This is a genomic window from Halomonas sp. 3F2F (genome assembly GCF_014897805.1).
GTDB lineage: Bacteria > Pseudomonadota > Gammaproteobacteria > Pseudomonadales > Halomonadaceae > Vreelandella.
This window is the reverse complement of the sequence record NZ_JABUZE010000088.1, coordinates 25011-42111: the sequence shown is the minus strand read 5'-3', so window position 1 is coordinate 42111 and position 17101 is coordinate 25011. Positions and strand designations below refer to the sequence as shown.

General features: G+C 52.0%; 16 protein-coding genes and 5 tRNA genes. 12 read left to right on the top strand and 9 right to left on the bottom strand.

The features are described 5' to 3' along the window. Positions 1-17: 17 nt before the first annotated feature. The 6 genes from INT21_RS10545 to INT21_RS10520 form a co-directional block, all read right to left on the bottom strand. Positions 18-94 (bottom strand) — tRNA-Asp (locus tag INT21_RS10545). Positions 95-130: 36 nt separating this feature from the next. Continuing rightward, positions 131-207 (bottom strand) — tRNA-Asp (locus tag INT21_RS10540). Between the two features lie 50 nt (positions 208-257). Continuing rightward, a tRNA-Val gene (locus tag INT21_RS10535) sits at positions 258-333 on the bottom strand. Positions 334-384: 51 nt separating this feature from the next. Next, positions 385-461, bottom strand: a tRNA-Asp gene (locus INT21_RS10530). A 50-nt stretch (positions 462-511) separates the two neighbouring features. Beyond that, positions 512-587, bottom strand: a tRNA-Val gene (locus INT21_RS10525). Positions 588-680: 93 nt separating this feature from the next. Further along, on the bottom strand, positions 681-1430 hold the full coding sequence (locus tag INT21_RS10520; RefSeq protein ID WP_193061836.1) for an alpha/beta fold hydrolase: 750 nt from the start codon (positions 1428-1430) through the stop codon (positions 681-683). A 177-nt stretch (positions 1431-1607) separates the two neighbouring features. Between INT21_RS10520 and ccoN the strand changes: the two genes are divergently transcribed. From ccoN to fnr, 11 genes are all read left to right on the top strand, one after another. Continuing rightward, entirely contained in the window at positions 1608-3032 is a 1425-nt protein-coding gene (gene ccoN / locus INT21_RS10515; RefSeq protein ID WP_193061837.1) for a cytochrome-c oxidase, cbb3-type subunit I, read from the top strand. A gap of 19 nt (positions 3033-3051) precedes the next feature. After that, on the top strand, positions 3052-3660 hold the full coding sequence (gene ccoO, locus INT21_RS10510) for a cytochrome-c oxidase, cbb3-type subunit II (protein WP_193061838.1): 609 nt from the start codon (positions 3052-3054) through the stop codon (positions 3658-3660). Between the two features lie 3 nt (positions 3661-3663). Further along, positions 3664-3885, top strand: a complete 222-nt coding sequence (locus INT21_RS10505) for a cbb3-type cytochrome oxidase subunit 3 (RefSeq protein WP_193061839.1) — start codon at positions 3664-3666, stop codon at positions 3883-3885. Then, positions 3882-4811, top strand: coding sequence for a cytochrome-c oxidase, cbb3-type subunit III (gene ccoP, locus INT21_RS10500; protein ID WP_193061840.1), 930 nt, complete (start codon positions 3882-3884; stop codon positions 4809-4811). The genes INT21_RS10505 and ccoP overlap by 4 nt, the downstream gene beginning before the upstream one ends. A 217-nt stretch (positions 4812-5028) precedes the next feature. Further along, positions 5029-6465: a cytochrome c oxidase accessory protein CcoG gene (ccoG, locus tag INT21_RS10495; protein WP_193061841.1), complete on the top strand. Its 1437-nt coding sequence runs from the start codon at positions 5029-5031 to the stop codon at positions 6463-6465. A gap of 7 nt (positions 6466-6472) precedes the next feature. Next, positions 6473-6997: a FixH family protein gene (locus tag INT21_RS10490; protein WP_193061842.1), complete on the top strand. Its 525-nt coding sequence runs from the start codon at positions 6473-6475 to the stop codon at positions 6995-6997. Then, positions 6994-9471 carry a heavy metal translocating P-type ATPase gene (locus INT21_RS10485; protein ID WP_193061843.1) on the top strand — a complete coding sequence of 826 codons (2478 nt, stop codon included), beginning with the start codon at positions 6994-6996 and terminating at the stop codon, positions 9469-9471. Before INT21_RS10490 ends, INT21_RS10485 begins: the two co-directional genes overlap by 4 nt. Then, the gene (gene ccoS / locus INT21_RS10480) at positions 9468-9689 is read left to right on the top strand and encodes a cbb3-type cytochrome oxidase assembly protein CcoS (protein WP_193061844.1); all 222 of its coding nucleotides are present in this window, start codon (positions 9468-9470) and stop codon (positions 9687-9689) included. The genes INT21_RS10485 and ccoS overlap by 4 nt, the downstream gene beginning before the upstream one ends. Continuing rightward, on the top strand, positions 9686-10381 hold the full coding sequence (locus INT21_RS10475) for a sulfite exporter TauE/SafE family protein (RefSeq protein ID WP_193085171.1): 696 nt from the start codon (positions 9686-9688) through the stop codon (positions 10379-10381). The genes ccoS and INT21_RS10475 overlap by 4 nt, the downstream gene beginning before the upstream one ends. Before the next feature lie 128 nt (positions 10382-10509). Continuing rightward, on the top strand, positions 10510-11937 hold the full coding sequence (gene hemN / locus INT21_RS10470; protein WP_193068617.1) for an oxygen-independent coproporphyrinogen III oxidase: 1428 nt from the start codon (positions 10510-10512) through the stop codon (positions 11935-11937). Between the two features lie 58 nt (positions 11938-11995). Then, positions 11996-12748, top strand: coding sequence for a fumarate/nitrate reduction transcriptional regulator Fnr (fnr, locus tag INT21_RS10465; protein ID WP_193061847.1), 753 nt, complete (start codon positions 11996-11998; stop codon positions 12746-12748). On the opposite strand, the gene ttcA is transcribed toward fnr, so the two are convergent. From ttcA to INT21_RS10450, 3 genes are all read right to left on the bottom strand, one after another. Then, positions 12735-13700, bottom strand: a complete 966-nt coding sequence (gene ttcA, locus INT21_RS10460; RefSeq protein ID WP_193068621.1) for a tRNA 2-thiocytidine(32) synthetase TtcA — start codon at positions 13698-13700, stop codon at positions 12735-12737. The genes fnr and ttcA overlap by 14 nt on opposite strands. A 66-nt stretch (positions 13701-13766) precedes the next feature. Next, entirely contained in the window at positions 13767-14417 is a 651-nt protein-coding gene (locus INT21_RS10455) for a DNA polymerase III subunit epsilon (protein ID WP_193061868.1), read from the bottom strand. 5 nt (positions 14418-14422) lie between these two features. Further along, the gene (locus INT21_RS10450; RefSeq protein WP_193061848.1) at positions 14423-16240 is read right to left on the bottom strand and encodes a putative nucleotidyltransferase substrate binding domain-containing protein; all 1818 of its coding nucleotides are present in this window, start codon (positions 16238-16240) and stop codon (positions 14423-14425) included. Positions 16241-16835: 595 nt separating this feature from the next. Here INT21_RS10450 and INT21_RS10445 point away from each other — a divergent pair. After that, positions 16836-17096: a DUF4212 domain-containing protein gene (locus tag INT21_RS10445; protein ID WP_038477966.1), complete on the top strand. Its 261-nt coding sequence runs from the start codon at positions 16836-16838 to the stop codon at positions 17094-17096. The last annotated feature ends 5 nt before the right edge of the window (positions 17097-17101 follow it).

Below are 17101 nucleotides of genomic sequence, written 5' to 3'. Positions count from 1 at the left end.
AACTTGATAAGTTATCGTGGCGGACCGGACGAGACTCGAACTCGCGACCTCCGGCGTGACAGGCCGGCATTCTAACCAACTGAACTACCGGTCCGAATAGCGATAACTTTTATGCGGTAATAACTGATGATGGCGGACCGGACGAGACTCGAACTCGCGACCTCCGGCGTGACAGGCCGGCATTCTAACCAACTGAACTACCGGTCCACTTAATGCATCAATTGCTACTGCTTCACGTTTCCAAACGACCAAATAAATGGTGGGTGGTACTGGGTTCGAACCAGTGACCCCCAGCTTGTAAGGCTGGTGCTCTCCCAACTGAGCTAACCACCCAGGGCATTTAAAGCAATGGTGCTTTAAATGGTACAACTTGATAAGTTATCGTGGCGGACCGGACGAGACTCGAACTCGCGACCTCCGGCGTGACAGGCCGGCATTCTAACCAACTGAACTACCGGTCCACTTAATGCATCAATTGCTACTGCTTCACGTTTCCAAACGACCAAATAAATGGTGGGTGGTACTGGGTTCGAACCAGTGACCCCCAGCTTGTAAGGCTGGTGCTCTCCCAACTGAGCTAACCACCCGCTGGTCACGTGGCGCTGCATTCTACAGGAACTTAGTGAGATGTCAACACGGCGCGTTCAAATTTTCGATTCAAACCAGCGTATTGCCACTCCTCACACATACCGTGCTTGGTGAGCGCGGACGAAGGATGCCGCAAGTATGGCCGCTTCGTCAATCAAAACTTGCTGATTTAATCCAGAAACACGTCTAGGTTTAAAATCATGATCGCCATCAGCAAGCCAAGCAACGTTAATATTATTAGGCAGGTTATAGCCTGAAACCTCATCTACATTGCCAAAGGGATCTCGTTCCCCCTGGAGAATCTGCACGGGGCAACGAATAGCGGGAAAATGTTCCAAACGGGTTTTGTCTGGTTTTCTGGGTGGATGAAATGGATAGCCTGCGACAATAACGCCAGGGCCATGCACGTCATTGGCGAGCATTTCACTGGCAAATAAAGTGGCAACACGCCCACCCATCGATTTACCGCCCACCCACAAGGGCTGATCGCTCAAAGGCGTCAGTAGCGCGTACCATGAGGCAAAGCTAGCCACCGTTTGCTTGATGGGGGGTGGCGGACGGCGCTTCCCCTGCTCGTTAATCTGCTGCATGTAGGGAAAATCAATTGCCAACACCTGCATGCCTTGCGCCGCTAACGTCGCGGCAAATTGCCGCATAAATACAGAGCAATGACCCGCCCCAGCGCCATGAGCAAGTAGTATTCGGCCCACCTTAGGCGATCCTAAAACCGAAAGCGGGCCGTGCCCAGTCACTATAAACCGCTGTACGCTGGGGTTAGCTAACGCATCGTTTAAAGCTGCTGGGTGTATATCGACGAACCCAGAACCCGCGTAGTAAGACAAGATTAACTCCTAATAATTCAGTGTTACTTCTATTGGCGTGTTCAGCTTAGGGCGCGGCTGCGATAGAATCTCTCTCGGATCTTGACCTGCATCATCAAGCGGGTGGCCGCACCCGGGCAAAATGCTAATGCAAAATGCTGCGGGTTACCCCCTAACCGCGTTCGATGGGAACATGAAATGAACACAGCACTGGAACACCCGACCTACAACTACAAGGTAGTTCGGCAGTTCGCGATCATGACCGTTGTGTGGGGCATTGTAGGTATGACGCTTGGCGTTATCCTTGCCTCCCAGCTAGTTTGGCCGCAACTGAACCTTGGCTTACCTTGGACTAGCTTTGGACGCCTGCGTCCTCTTCATACCAATGCCGTTATCTTCGCCTTTGGCGGTTCGGCGCTCATTGCCACGTCGTACTACGTTGTTCAGCGCACCTGCCAGACACGGCTTTTCTCTGACAAGTTGGCGGCTTTTACGTTCTGGGGCTGGCAAGCAGTCATTATCTCAGCAGTCGTGACGCTACCTCTGGGTCACACCACGACCAAAGAGTACGCTGAGCTGGAGTGGCCGATTAATATTTTGCTCGCGGTCGTATGGATCAGCTATGCCGTCGTCTTCCTAATGACGATTAAAAAGCGCACCACGTCTCATATTTATGTGGCGAACTGGTTCTACGCCGCGTTTATTTTGACCATTGCGGTGCTGCACATCGTTAATAACGCGGCGATCCCCGTTACCCCGATGTACTCTATCTCAGTTTACGCCGGAGCAGTGGATGCGATGGTGCAGTGGTGGTACGGCCACAATGCGGTCGGCTTCTTCCTTACGGCAGGCTTCCTGGGCATGATGTACTACTTCGTGCCGAAACAGGCTGAACGCCCGATCTATTCCTACCGTCTCTCCATCGTCCACTTCTGGGCGTTAATCATGATCTACATGTGGGTCGGCCCGCACCACCTGCACTACACAGCGCTGCCCGACTGGGTACAGTCGCTGGGTATGATTATGTCTATCATTCTGCTTGCACCTTCCTGGGGCGGTATGATCAACGGCATGATGACCCTGTCTGGCGCTTGGCATAAACTGCGCACCGATCCAACACTTCGCTTCCTGGTGGTGGCGCTGTCGTTCTACGGCATGTCGACGTTTGAAGGGCCAATGATGGCCATTAAGACCGTCAACGCGCTGTCACATTACACCGACTGGACCATTGGTCACGTGCACGCTGGTGCACTAGGTTGGGTAGCGATGATTACCATTGGCTCAATGTACCATATGATCCCGCGGGTCTTTGGGCGTACCGAGATGTACTCCGTCAATCTAATTGCGGTGCATTTCTGGTTAGCCACCATTGGTACTGTGTTGTATATCGCCGCCATGTGGGTCAACGGTATTATGCAAGGCTTGATGTGGCGGGCGATTAATGCTGATGGCACCTTGATGTACACCTTTATTGAAGCCGTTGAAGCTAGCGCACCAGGCTACTTTGTACGCTTGATCGGCGGCCTTTTCTGGGTTACGGGTATGTTAATTATGGCGCTCAACGTTTACTTGACCGTCAAGCGTCGTGAGACCCTTAGCCAGCCAACGCCGCAAGCCGCTTAACACGGGGAAGTTGAGACCAATGAAACACGAGATTATCGAAAAGAACGTTGGCCTACTTGCCATATTGATCCTTGTCGTGATCAGTTTCGCCGGCTTGGCTCAGATCGTTCCACTTTTCTTCCAAAAGAAGATCACCGAGCCGGTTGATGGCTTAGAGCCGCTCTCTGCACTGGAGCTGGAAGGTCGCGGTATCTATCGCCGTGAAGGCTGCGTGGGCTGCCACTCCCAGATGGTTCGCCCCTTCAGGGCAGAAACCGAACGCTATGGCCACTATAACGTGGCTGGGGAGCTGGTCTATGAGCACAACTTCCTGTGGGGGTCCAAGCGCACTGGGCCGGACCTTGCCCGCGTCGGTGGCCGTTATAGCGACGACTGGCATCGTGCTCACCTCTACAACCCCCGCGATGTAGTGCCCGAATCAATTATGCCAGCCTACCCCTGGCTATTTGAAAACACCCTCGATGGTGACGCCACTCCTGACAAGATGCGCACGTTGCGTCAATTAGGTGTGCCGTATACCGACGAAGATATCGCCACTGCGACAGAAGACGTTCGCGGCACCCAGGAAATTACCGCACTGGTGGCCTACTTGCAGCAGTTAGGCACCGTGCTTGAGGGCACTCGTTAAGCTATGGACATGGGAACATTTAGCGGCCTTATCACGCTGATACTGATTTTCGTTTTTATTGGCATTGGCCTGTGGGCATACTCCAAGCGACGCAGACCAGACTTCGACGAAGCTGCTAACCTGCCTTTCGCCGATGACGATGATAAGCAACCAACCCGTGACAAGCATGCTTCGTCTGAGCACGAAGTGGATTCCCGCCACGACAGGGGAGATAAAAATACATGAATAATTTATGGGGTGACTCCCTATCCAGCTTCTGGAGCGCCTGGATTATTGTCATCACGTTGGGCACCATCGCGCTAACCGTTTGGATATTATTTGCCAACCGCCGTACCGATAAAACGCCCGACGCTGATGGCAATGTAGAAACCACTGGCCACGCGGCCGACGGAATTGAAGAGTACGACAACGCACTACCCCAGTGGTGGTTCAAGCTGTTTATCCTCACCGTTATTTTTGCCTTGGGCTACTTAGTACTTTACCCAGGCCTAGGTAACTATGCAGGCATTTTGGGCTGGTCCCAAGAAGGCCAGTGGGAAGAAGAAGTTGCGAGTGCTGAAGAGCGCTTCACACCGATTTTTGCTCAGTATCAGGAAATACCTATTCCTGAACTGGCAAAAGACGCTGAAGCAATGCGGGTAGCAGAGCGTGTTTTCCTGAACAACTGTGCGGTATGTCACGGCTCTAACGCCCAAGGTGGTTACGGCTTCCCGAACCTCACCGATGACGACTGGCTGTATGGCGGTGAGCCGGAAAACATCATGACGACGTTGAATAATGGTCGTAATGGATTAATGCCTGCCTGGCAGCAGCTTGGCGAGAACAACATTGAGAACCTCACTCAGTACGTTCTCTCAATGTCTGGCGAAGAGCATGATGCAGACCGTGCAGCCAGTGGCGAAAGCACTTTCCTAGCAGCGTGCGCGGCATGTCATACACCCAGTGGAACGGGAAATACCGCGCTTGGCGCACCTAACCTTACTGATGATGTATGGCTCTATTTGGCACCGGGACAAAGCGTTGCCGATTCTGTCCGCCAAACACTGCGCAATGGTCGTAACGGCCACATGCCAGCACAAGCGGCTTATATCGGTGAAGAGCGTGTTCATCTAGTAGCCGCTTATGTCTACAGCCTACGCTTCAACGACTAATCGCTTAGTTAGTCGCAACCGCTTGTAGGTAGTATCACGAGGGTGCGGTTTCATACCGCACCCTTTCTTCATCCACCGTCCGTCCAGATACCCTTTCTATCCGTTACACTATTATTTAGCGACACGGCATACAGTTGTGTTATCTAGCGTCGCAGGTTTAACGCCACGATATCCATGCTGCCGCCCATTCCCGCCTTAGTGAGCTGCGATCATCGCCATGGAAAAAATACCTAGCCAAGATATTACGCCGCCGCCCGTTGGGCACCATCCCCCTGGGGAAAGTACAACTCAGAGCATGTATGCTAAGCGCCGACATATTTATGTGCGCGAAATTAAAGGGCTCTTCCAGAAAGTAAGGCGCAGCACCAACTGGGCGCTTATGCTGGGCTTTTTTCTGCTTCCATGGCTGAACTGGGGCGACCGCCCTGCTATCTGGTTTGACCTTCCAGGCCGAGAGTTTCATATTTTTGCTGCCACATTTTATCCCCAAGAGTTCGTATTACTTTCGTGGCTGCTTATTATCTGTGCCTTTGGGCTATTTTTTATTACTGTTTTTGCTGGACGTGTTTGGTGTGGCTATACCTGCCCACAAAGCGTCTGGACATTCTTATTTATTTGGCTTGAGCACCGCATAGAGGGATCTAGAAACCACCGTATTAAGCTAGACAAGCAGCCAATGAATGCTGACAAAGCGTGGCGGAAAGGAGCTAAACATTCCGCTTGGTTACTGATTTCTTTGGCTACTGGCATCACTTTTGTGGGTTACTTCACCCCCATCCGCACGCTAGTGACGGAACTGCCTACGCTAGAAGCCCATGGCTGGTCCTATTTTTGGGTTGGCTTCTTTTTAGTATTTACCTATTTAAATGCAGGCTGGCTGCGCGAGCAGGTGTGCATTTACATGTGCCCCTACGCGCGCTTCCAATCAGTCATGTTTGATCGCGACACACTGATCGTGTCGTACGACGAAGCACGCGGCGAGCCAAGAGGTCGGCGGAAGAAGTCACTTAGCCATACTCAGGCGAGAGAAGCTGGCTTTGGCGACTGTGTAGACTGCGAGCTATGCGTTCAGGTTTGCCCAACAGGCATTGATATTCGTGATGGGCTCCAGTACGAGTGCATTACCTGTGCAGCCTGCATTGATGCCTGTGACAGCGTCATGGACAAAATGGGCTACCCCAAAGGGCTTATTCGCTATACAACGGAAAATGCGCTAGAAGGCAAGAAAAGCCACATTTTACGGCCTCGACTGCTGAGCTACTTTGCCGCGCTGATTATTATGGTCGTTGCGTTTGCCTGGACGGTTAACGACCGCATTCCACTTAGTTTCGACACCGAGCGTGAGCGCACACAGCTGTATCAAATGACCCGAGAAGGGCAAATCAGCAATGTTTACAGCCTCACGGTGCGTAACCTTGATAACCAGCCACACACTTACCAAATCAGTGTGTTAGGCCTTCCCAGCTTAACGCTAGATAGCGCGTCGATTAGCGTGCCGGCAGGCGAATCTCGCATTCAGGTCGTCACCGTACTGGCAAACCCTCAAGATCTAAGCCAGCCCAGCCACCCCATTACTTTTGTGCTACAAGCACAACAAGATGAGCAAATCCGTCAGGAGCGTGAAGCCCGCTTCTTAGGTAACGCCAGGAGATAAATGCGTTATGTCAGACCCTACGATTACGCCTTGGTACAAACAGTTCTGGCCATGGTTTTTGTTAGGCTTGTTGTTTTCCTCCATTATTGTCAGCACAACCTTTGCGGTTATGTCGGTCAAAAGCTACGACGGTATGGTGGTACAAGAAGATTACTACGAGCACGGCAAAGCAATTAACATGGTATTCGCCAAGCAAGAGCAAGCGCGCACTTTAAATTTAAGTGCCGAGTTACGCATTGATCCGCTTACCAGCGATATTGTTGTTGATCTTGCTGGTGATGCTCGCCCAGACAAGCTCTATCTAGATCTTATTTTTCCTACCGAAGACGATCGTGACCAGTCGTTTGTACTAGAGCATGTGCGCGAAGGTCGCTATATCACTCAAGGACCTGACAATCTGCGCTATCGCTGGTATCTACAGCTGCAGCCAGAGCAAGGCGATGAATCAGAATGGCGCCTTATCGGAGAAGCACGCTTTCCTGACGAAAACACCATTGCACTACTACCTGGCGGGCGCTCGGAGAACGAATGACCACGACCACCCTTAGCTGCTACCACTGCGGCAACCCGGTGCCCGAAGGGGCACCGTGGCGAATTAACATTGACGACACATCCAAATCACTATGCTGCCCAGGTTGCGAAGCCGTCGCCCATGCCATCGTCGATGGCGGGTTGGAAAGCTATTATCGCTATCGCACAGAAATGCCAGAGCGCCCTGACGAGCGCCAAGCTGCCAAAGCAGAAACCTGGTCGGTATTTGATGACCCAGGGCTACAAGCGCAGTTTGTTCACCCAGAGGGTGACGAAGGACAAGTACGCGCCACACTCGCAATAGACGGCATCACCTGTGCAGCCTGCGCCTGGCTCATTGAACACCGTTTGAATGCACTTGATGGCGTTACTTCTAGCGCGGTCAACCTTACCCATCATCGCCTACGTGTGAGCTGGGACCCCGCCGTCATCAACCTCTCACAGCTGTTCGCTGAACTAGCGGCCATTGGCTACAATGCGCAGCCCTATGAACCTGACCAAGCCCAAACGCGCTTGCAACATGAAGAACGCATGAATGTGCGCCGCCTGATTGTCGCGGCCGTCGGGATGATGCAGGTCATGATGTTCTCCATTCCCATTTATGTGTCGGGGCCTGGTGAGCTTAGCGAAGACTTTTACACTCTGTTTCACTGGCTATCGTTTGCCCTGGCCACGCCCGTGGTATTTTTCTCAGCGCAACCTTTTTTCCGTAACGCATTGCGTGATCTAAAAACCGGCGTTCTTGGCATGGATGTGCCGGTCTCGCTAGCCATTGGCGGCGCCTATTTGGCGAGCAGTTATGCAGTGCTGTTTAACGTTGGCGATGTTTATTTCGACTCGGTCGCCATGTTTACCTTTTTCTTGCTATTTGGCCGTTATGTAGAAGGTAGGGCCAGACGGCGCAGCGGCCACAGTGGCAATGCGCTGAGCGGCGTTTTGCCAGTGTCCGCTATTCGCCTTGAAGCTGATGGCAGTGAACGCATTCTGCCTGCCAGTGAACTTAAAGAAGGCGACCGCGTGCTCATCAAGCCCGGTCATGGCGTTCCCGCTGATGGCATTATCGAAGACGGCGAATCCAGCCTTGATGAGTCGATGCTGACCGGTGAGTATTTGCCAGTGACTCGACGGGTAGGCGAAAGCGTGGTGGGTGGCAGCCAAAACATGGAAAACCCGCTCACCATAAAGGTAACCCATGCTGGCAATAGCGCCAGAGTGGCCGGTATTGTCGATTTAACCGATCGCGCCTTTGCAAGTCGCCCACGACTTGCCCAGATGGCGGCGCGTATGGCGCACCTGTTTGTATTACGGCTGCTGATCGTTACCGCGTGTGTCACTGTAGCATGGTGGTTTATTGATCCGTCTCGTGTGCTATGGGTGCTACTCTCGGTATTAGTAGTCACCTGCCCTTGTGCACTGGCACTGGCCACCCCTACTGCGCTGACAGCAGGACATGGCCAATTGCGCCAGCGAGGCGTACTCATTACACGTGCTGACGCGATCGAATCACTCTCCAACGTCACCCGCGTGATTTTTGATAAGACCGGTACGCTGACCCGCGGCGAAATGCAGCTAACCCAAACGTATCCTATTGACCAACAGCATCTCGCCCACAGCGAGACGACGCTCAGTGAAGAGCGTGCCCAAGCCATCGCAGCGGCGCTAGAGGCACACTCTGAACACCCCATTGCCAGGGCTTTTCGCCCATTTCGGGATGCCACTCTGCAGGCACGCAACGTCAAAAGTGTGACCGGAAGCGGGCTAGAAGGCACTTTGAACGGCGCAACATGGCGATTAGGTAAACCCGATTTTGCGACGACAACCGCGCTGCCCCAGCCAGGCACCGGCCAGTGGCTTTTGCTCAGTGAAAACAACGCACCACGTGCCTGGTTCAAGCTGCACGATGGCGTTCGTGAAGATGCGGCTCAAACCGTTGCCGCACTTCAAGCCCGTGGACTGAAAGTAGAACTACTTTCTGGTGACACGCAAGAAGCGGTAGAAAGCTTGGCAGAACAGCTCAATATTACCACGTGGCACGCTGGCAGATCGCCTGAGGGCAAGCTGGCGCGATTACGTGAGTTACAAGCCAGCGGTGAGCGTGTCGTGATGATCGGTGACGGTATCAATGATGTGCCGGTATTGGCTGGCGCTGACGTTGCCATTGCTATGAATGGCGCCACAGATCTTGCCCGGACCCGCGCCGACGCGATACTGCTCAGTCCACGCCTAATGCGTATTTTTGAGGCGATTGATATTTCCTGCGCCACACGCCGAATTATGCGTCAAAATATGCTGTGGTCGGTTTGCTACAATTTTTCGGCACTGCCTTTAGCAGCAATGGGCTTAATTCCCCCCTGGCTCGCTGCGATTGGCATGTCGCTAAGCTCCCTGGTTGTGGTAGGTAACGCGCTGCGTCTCACTCGCTGGCGTACGCCGCCCGCCCCTCAGATTGCCCTATCAACACCGGTGATGGCATGACGATTTTATACTTACTGATTCCCCTTTCACTCACTCTTCTGGGCCTCGCGGTGTGGGCGTTTTTTTGGGCCGTGAAACACGGCCAATTTGACGATTTGGAAGGCCCAGCCCACCGCATCCTATTCGACGATGATGAGAATGACCTGACTCCCGAGCAGCGTGCCGCGCGTAAAAAAAGTGGCTCTTCTTCTCAAGATAACCAAGAGCCACCTGCATGAATCCTACGGGACTTGATTTACCGCCCCTGCTAGCCGCGTTTGTATTTGGCTTAATGGGCGGCGCCCACTGTATCGGCATGTGTGGCGGCATTATGAGCGCGCTGACCTTTGCCGTACCGCCTAGCATGCGACACCCTGCCCGCATGGGTGGGCTGCTGATTAGCTATAACGCCGGACGCATTCTCAGCTATATGGTGGCGGGTGCCATTGTTGCTGCACTTGGCACACTTATCTCACTTTCACCGTCTGCACGTGTTGCACTGCAGGCTTTCGCCGCATTGATGCTCATCCTAATGGCGCTCTATATCGCCAACTGGTGGAAAGGACTGCTGAAAGTAGAAGCGGTGGGAAGACACCTTTGGCGTTATATAGAGCCAGTAGGTAGACGCCTGATGCCTGTCGTGCATCTTCCTCAAGCCTTCGCCCTAGGGACGCTGTGGGGCTGGCTGCCCTGTGGTTTGGTTTACTCCATGCTAGCCTGGAGCTTAGCGATTGCAGACCCACTCGATGGCGCGCTGCTAATGGGTGCTTTTGGACTGGGTACACTCCCCGCTCTGCTGGCAACAGGACTTGCAGCACAGCAGTTAAGCCATTTAATTCGCCACCCTGCCACTCGCAGCGTCGCTGCACTGTCGATTATCAGTTTCGCCCTTTGGCAACTATGGACGCTTATCTCCCTAACAACGCATTAGTCAGACCCTCCTATAGTTTGATATAGCTCAACGCATTCCAAGTGACACCGACGTAGCATGCCGAGAGAACACTGAGCGACGGCGCTCAGTCACTCCTTTTGTTTACTTCTCACTTCGGAGCGCTCGCCATGCCCGTTCATGCCACTGCTGCCTTCTCACCTACCAACACGGAAGTGTCTGGGGCTAATGCCTGGGATGAAACGCTACTGCGTCGCTATGACAAAAGTGGCCCACGTTACACATCCTACCCAACAGCTCTCGCGTTTCATGAGCAGTTCAGCGCCGATGACTTTACTCAGGCGCTAGCGCGCAGTAACGAGAGCCACCGTCCGCTATCCCTATATGTGCATGTGCCCTTTTGTCGAAAAATTTGCTTCTACTGTGCTTGCAATAAAATCGCAACGAAGAATACCGCCCTTGCGGAACCTTACCTTTCTCGGCTAGATCGGGAAATGGTGCTCACTGCCCGCCATTTAGACACTTCACGCCCGGTGCAACAGTTACACTGGGGAGGTGGTACGCCCACATTTCTAACCTTGGCACAGATGGGAGACCTGATTGATCGCCTAGATGCCCGTTTTGGTTTATCTAGCTCAGCCGATCGCGATTACGCTATTGAAATAGACCCTCGCGAAGCAGACGTATTTACTTTGCGCCACCTACAATCTCTCGGCTTTAATCGACTAAGCCTTGGCGTACAGGATTTAAACCTGCAGGTACAAAAAGCTATCAACCGCGTACAACCCCGGGTACTCACCGAAACGTTAATGGAAGAAGCTCACCGTCTTGGTTTTCGCTCACTCAATCTTGATTTGATTTATGGGCTGCCATTTCAAACCGAAAAAAGCTTTGCCGAGACGCTAAACCAAGTCATCGAACTCAACCCCGCACGGCTGTCGGTATTTAATTATGCGCACATGCCCACCCGCTTTGCGCCACAGCGACGCATTAACGAAACGGACCTTCCCAGCGCTGATGAAAAGCTGGCTATTTTGCATACCACCATAGAAATGCTGACTAATGCAGGCTATGTGCATATTGGCATGGATCACTTTGCACGACCTGACGATAGCCTAGCGATTGCACAGCGCAACGGCACCTTACAACGCAATTTTCAGGGCTACTCTAGCCATGCACAGTGCGATTTAGTTGGCTTAGGCGTATCCGCTATATCACGGGTTGACGACGTTTACGCACAAAACCCGACTCAGCTTGGCCAATATGAAGCAGCCTTAGATCAAGGTAAGCTGGCAACCGTCAAAGGATTAAGGTTAAATAAGGATGACCTAATACGAAGAGACGTGATTGAACGGCTAATGTGCGACATGCACATTGATCTAGCGGCAGTTGGAAGGCGTTGGCACATCGATGCTAGTGATTATTTTTCCACCGCAATTGAGCAATTGAAGACAGCTGAGCAAGACGGTTTAATCACTCGCCATCGGCAAGTTATTAGCGCCACCCCCACTGGGCGGCTGCTGATTCGCCATTTGGCGATGGCCTTTGATGCTCGCATAGCTGACCAGCCGACTCAGCGCTACTCTAAGATTGTATAAGCTTGTTGAGACGTCTTGCCTCTGGGCCTATGATGGCTAACGAGAAAGGGAGAATGATATGCCACACCCCGCCAGCCAACGACGCTCACTACTGCAAGAGGCGCGCTGTCAGACCTGTAGCCTAAGCTCGCTGTGTCTGCCGCTTGCCTTAGAGCTTGAGGATATGGGCCAGTTTGATGCCATCATTCGCCGCCGCGCACCGCTCAAAAAAGGCGAGCCCCTGTTTCGCCAGGGCGATCACTTCACCAGTGTGTATGCCGTCCGCTCAGGCAGCCTGAAACAGGTGACCAGCGAAGGGAACGGCAATGATCAGCTGACAAATTTCTACCTTCCCAGCGAACTAGTGGGATTGGACGGAATTGATGAAGAGCACTACCCCGGTAGCGTCATTGCACTGGAAACCACAACGGTATGTGAAATTCCATTTGATCGCTTGGACCTGCTTTCCGAAGAACTGCCCGAACTACGTGGCCAGCTTTATCGGAGCATGAGCAAAGAATTGCGGGATGACCGGCGCATGATGCGCTTGCTATCGCGTAAGACGGCCGATCAACGACTAGCCAGCTTTTTAGTCACCCTTTCAGACCGTTTTCGTCGACGTGGATACTCGCCTTATAGCTTCAGACTCTCCATGTCCCGCGCCGACATCGGCAATTACTTAGGCTTGGCGGTAGAGACGGTCAGCCGTATTCTTAGCCGCTTTCAACAGCAAGAGGTGGTGGCTGTTTCAGGGCGCGAGGTTAATATTTTAGATATGCGGCGCCTCATCACGCTAACTGAAGAGGAAGAACAGTCGGCTAGTCCACGCTAAGCGCCTGAATACGCCCTTCCATCAACGCCGCTTGTTTGGCTTCAAGGCCAGCAAAGTCAAATAAACGGCGGTCTGCTAGCTGGGAAGGCGCTACATTGGTCACCGCTTTAAACATGCTCTCTAGACGTCCTGGATGTTTTTTATCCCACTCAGCCAACATATCTTTGACAACTTGACGCTGGAGATTGGGCTGAGAGCCACATAAGTTGCAGGGAATAATCGGGAATTCCATTAGCCGAGCAAACTCTGCAATATCAGCCTCTTTGCAGTAGGCAAGGGGGCGAATGACAATATTCTTGCCATCGTCAGATAAAAGCTTGGGAGGCATTGCTTTCAAAGTGCCACCAAAGAACATGTTAAGAAATAACGTTTCTAAAATATCTTCACGATGATGCCCTAGGGCAATTTTCGTAGCCCCAATTTCCTCGGCAAACCCATAAAGAGAGCCACGTCTTAGTCGTGAGCAGAGCGCGCAGGTCGTTTTTCCTTCCGGGGTTTTCTCTTTCACCACCGAGTAGGTGTCACGCTCTAGAATGTGGTATTCAACCCCCATTTTATCTAGGTATTGGGGCAACACATGCTCCGGGAAGCCTGGCTGTTTTTGATCCATATTGACGGCGACCAGAGAGAAATTAACCGGCGCGTTGCGCTGCAGGTTAAGCAGTATCTCCAGCATCGTATAGCTATCTTTGCCGCCAGACAGGCACACCATCACCTTGTCACCTTCACCAATCATTTGATAATCAATGATGGCGTTGCCAACCTCTCGCCGTAAGCGCTTTTGTAGCTTATTAAATTCACGCTTCTGTTTAGCGGCGTGATGCTCGGATGGTGTCTGTGCGCTATTAACAGCAGGGCTGTCAACAGAAACAGTATCAGGCGCTGCGGGGTCAAAATAGTCAGGTTGTAGCATGGTGTAGGCACTGCCGATGGTAGAAGAAGCAGCGGGCATTCTAACAAGACTCACCACGTCCACCCAAGATAAACCCGTGGATTCATCCCATGAGGGTAGTAACGACTATCCCTGCTGGGCGATCTCGCGCTGCAAACGCAGATATAAAAGCGCGCTTGCGGTTGCATCCCCCAGCACTCCCATCCACTGAAGAGCGGGCATTTGCCAACGAGCGAGCGCTTCCGTCAAGTGGCCGTTCGTCTCACACTGCGGATGTAAGCGACGCAGTTGGCGATAGTGTAGCTTACCAACATCGACCTGGGCATTGGGCAAACCAAATCCCAACCCTGCTTTAAACAAAAGATTAAGGTGTTCCACCGAGCGGCCTAACTGCCAACCAATTAGCGGCCGATTACCGATGAATTCAGCTAGCGCCCCAAGATGCTCAGCGTTAGGCGCCAGCACCGTGTCCGTCGCATACAGCTGATGATGTCGCCGCAGCGCGGGGGCGTTGTTGTTCTGCTCTTCTGCCAGGGTAGCCACCCAGGCTCGGCTGGTCTGCACTCTCCCTGGGCTTAAGACAACAGCAGCGACGCTGACCACCGGCGCTTGGCCTGGGCTAGCCTGGCAGGCAAGCGCCACCATTTCCTCCCCCATGTAGGGCTGAAACAGCCATGCGTAGGGGGAATCTGCCCAGCGTCGGCGGTCGCTTTCGCGCTGCATTAATGTACGCAGCGAGCCACTGAGTAGTGACATATGCCGGTCTAACAAGCGCATTCCGCTCACGAATACTCCAAATGATAACGATGGGAGAGCCGCTGCTTAAAATCTTTTACGATATGCAGCGCCTCACGCAGCAGATCACGCTCAAGGGACGAGAGTTCTTGCACCACCACACGGTTGCTGCGCTGCTGAGTCGACGCTTCTGCTGTCTGCAACTGCTGCTTTAAACGTAGTTCGGTAAACAGCGCCAGCGCCTCGCCCAGGTCATCCGCAAAACGGCGATCAAGACGACCATCTTCTGCTAAAGCGTCCAGGCGATCTAAGGTGGAAGTAGCATTAATGCGTCGCTCGAGGGCCATTGTGCGCACCCCATGAACAATGGGAAAAATACCGCCTTTTTTAATATCGATCCCATGCTGGGGCTTTTTTAAGGAGCCAAATAGCGTTAGCGGTGTTGAGAAACGCAGTGCAGCGCGCGCAAAGTAGGACAGCAATAGCTCATCCCGTGAGCAGCGTTCAAACAGCTCCGCACGCACGCTGTCTAGCAATTGCGGATTACCAGCCACACCATGGGCATCCAGTAAAATCGCCAGCTTCATTAGGCTATCGCCATCTCTTGCACTCACCCATTTAGCAATGTTGTTTTTCCATTGCGACACAGTGCCAACCCATTCAGGATTAGACACCATGATATTACCTGGGCATGGTGGGTAGCCGAGCTGAATCAGCGTTTGGGTAAGCGCATTCATGTCTTCGGCAAGCGAAGGCCATTGGCTGTCATCGGCTAAAATCAGGCCATTATCTTGATCTGTTTTAAGAATTTGTTCGCCGCGCCCTTCACTACCCATCACCATTAGGCAACTTTGGGAGTGATACTGCTCAGGAATAACAAATGACCACGCTTTATTGATGATTCGGCCATTCAACGCGGCCAGTAGGTCCATGGCAAAACGTAGTTTGACCCCTTGCGCCATAAGCGCATTCACCAATTCTGGCGTACGTTGGCTGGCAGCCGCCAATGCTTCTAAGCTACTTGCCTGCTCCACCTGCAGACTAACGACATAGCTACGGCTCGAAAAATAGCTAAGGACATCCGTTAGCTCCACCACCCCTTTCAGGGCGCCCTGTTCCATCACCACCACCCGCGTTACTTTATGCCGCGTCATCAGCACGAGCGCTTCAAATAAGTATTGATGGGGGGTAACGGTTACCAACGAGAAATGGGCCACATCCTCAACGGGCGCTGTATGCTCAAAGTTGTTCAGCACCACACCATTGAGCAAATCGGTTTTGGTGACAATGCCAAACTCCCCCTGGGTTTTGACTAGCAAACTATCTGCATGGCTATCGTTGAGCTGACGCACCGCGCTGGCAATATCTGTCGATGCATCCATGATAAGAGGTTCACGCATACATTCGCTGACCTTAGCCAACATAAAGCCGGCCATGGTCACGCCGCCTTCGGCACGCTTTTCAGTCATTAACCGCGCTTTGTGAGATAGCGACTGTTTGAAGAAATTTTCGAAGTCGGGATGATGACGGCATAGTTTTATAAATAGCGCCTTCGGCATCACATAGCACAAGCATTCTTGCTCAGCTTGGAAGCGATAGCGGCTTTTACCATTCAGAATACTAATGGCACCAAACAGATCACCAGCCGTGTAGTGCCCAATCCGTGCACTGGACGCTGGCAGGGTAGGATCCAGTTCAGCAACTTCGCCCTTGTGAATCAAAAATACCGATTCACCCGCTTGCCCCATCTCGATAATAATTTCATCACGATCAAAATAGGCGATGTCCATACCACGACGAACGTGGTCACGCCCTTCATCATCAATTAATGTGAAGGGCAATTGGGAAAGATCAACGTCAATCATGAGTGACCCCAGTTAATCGCGATGAAGAACACAATGGCTTAAGATTTGATTGCTTTTTAACCAACGCCTTTATTATACCTTTTGCTATACCGCTAACGTCGTAAAGACGTTCGTTTAGCGACCAAAGTAGCGACATGAATTAGCAAACTTGGCCATTTAATATACCACCTATTAAAAGTAGCAAACATTGCTTTTAAGCGACCCATAGACCATCGTCCTATCACCCAGGAAGAGAAACTAAAAAAATATCAAAAACAAGTATTTATTTTAAAAAACAAACATCACAATACGTACTGAAAGCTCATTGATACCAAAGTCTGGGATTTATTTTTTGCAATTATTGCCCACTATTAACAACGGGCTATACAGGATGTTCACGTGGCACTTGTTAAACACTTATCAAGGCACTGAAGAAAACCTTGCCAAACCATTAACCAGCAGAGCAACTTAACCAACAAGGTGATATGCGTCTAATCGCACTAAATCATCGCAGACAACTAAAAGAGCGGTTTTCTATGAAGGATTGCCCTAATGGATCACACGCTATCCTGAGTTAACTTTCCAACCCTAAAAATCACAACTGGAGAGCACCACAATGGCAGATGACAAATCCAATGCTGCTGAATACTGGAAAGCCAACGTCCGATTAATCTTTGGATGCTTGGCCGTTTGGGCGTTCGTTTCTTATGGATGTGCCATCCTCTTTCGTCCGCTGTTAGCGGGCATTCCCGTTGGTGGGACTGACTTGGGCTTTTGGTTCGCTCAACAGGGCTCCATCCTCACCTTCATCGTACTGATCTTCTTCTATGCCTGGAGAATGAACAAACTCGATGCAAAATTCGGCCTTGGGGAGTAAGCCAG

Excerpts from the sequence above, each read along its gene's own strand:
- ccoN (WP_193061837.1), top strand. The coding sequence starts at position 1,608 with ATGAACACAGCACTGGAACACCCGACCTACAACTACAAGGTAGTTCGG.
- ccoO (WP_193061838.1), top strand. The coding sequence starts at position 3,052 with ATGAAACACGAGATTATCGAAAAGAACGTTGGCCTACTTGCCATATTG.
- INT21_RS10505 (WP_193061839.1), top strand. The coding sequence starts at position 3,664 with ATGGACATGGGAACATTTAGCGGCCTTATCACGCTGATACTGATTTTC.
- ccoP (WP_193061840.1), top strand. The coding sequence starts at position 3,882 with ATGAATAATTTATGGGGTGACTCCCTATCCAGCTTCTGGAGCGCCTGG.
- ccoG (WP_193061841.1), top strand. The coding sequence starts at position 5,029 with ATGGAAAAAATACCTAGCCAAGATATTACGCCGCCGCCCGTTGGGCAC.
- INT21_RS10490 (WP_193061842.1), top strand. The coding sequence starts at position 6,473 with ATGTCAGACCCTACGATTACGCCTTGGTACAAACAGTTCTGGCCATGG.
- INT21_RS10485 (WP_193061843.1), top strand. The coding sequence starts at position 6,994 with ATGACCACGACCACCCTTAGCTGCTACCACTGCGGCAACCCGGTGCCC.
- ccoS (WP_193061844.1), top strand. The coding sequence starts at position 9,468 with ATGACGATTTTATACTTACTGATTCCCCTTTCACTCACTCTTCTGGGC.
- INT21_RS10475 (WP_193085171.1), top strand. The coding sequence starts at position 9,686 with ATGAATCCTACGGGACTTGATTTACCGCCCCTGCTAGCCGCGTTTGTA.
- hemN (WP_193068617.1), top strand. The coding sequence starts at position 10,510 with ATGCCCGTTCATGCCACTGCTGCCTTCTCACCTACCAACACGGAAGTG.
- fnr (WP_193061847.1), top strand. The coding sequence starts at position 11,996 with ATGCCACACCCCGCCAGCCAACGACGCTCACTACTGCAAGAGGCGCGC.
- ttcA (WP_193068621.1), bottom strand. The coding sequence starts at position 13,700 with ATGCCCGCTGCTTCTTCTACCATCGGCAGTGCCTACACCATGCTACAA.
- INT21_RS10455 (WP_193061868.1), bottom strand. The coding sequence starts at position 14,417 with ATGCGCTTGTTAGACCGGCATATGTCACTACTCAGTGGCTCGCTGCGT.
- INT21_RS10450 (WP_193061848.1), bottom strand. The coding sequence starts at position 16,240 with ATGATTGACGTTGATCTTTCCCAATTGCCCTTCACATTAATTGATGAT.
- INT21_RS10445 (WP_038477966.1), top strand. The coding sequence starts at position 16,836 with ATGGCAGATGACAAATCCAATGCTGCTGAATACTGGAAAGCCAACGTC.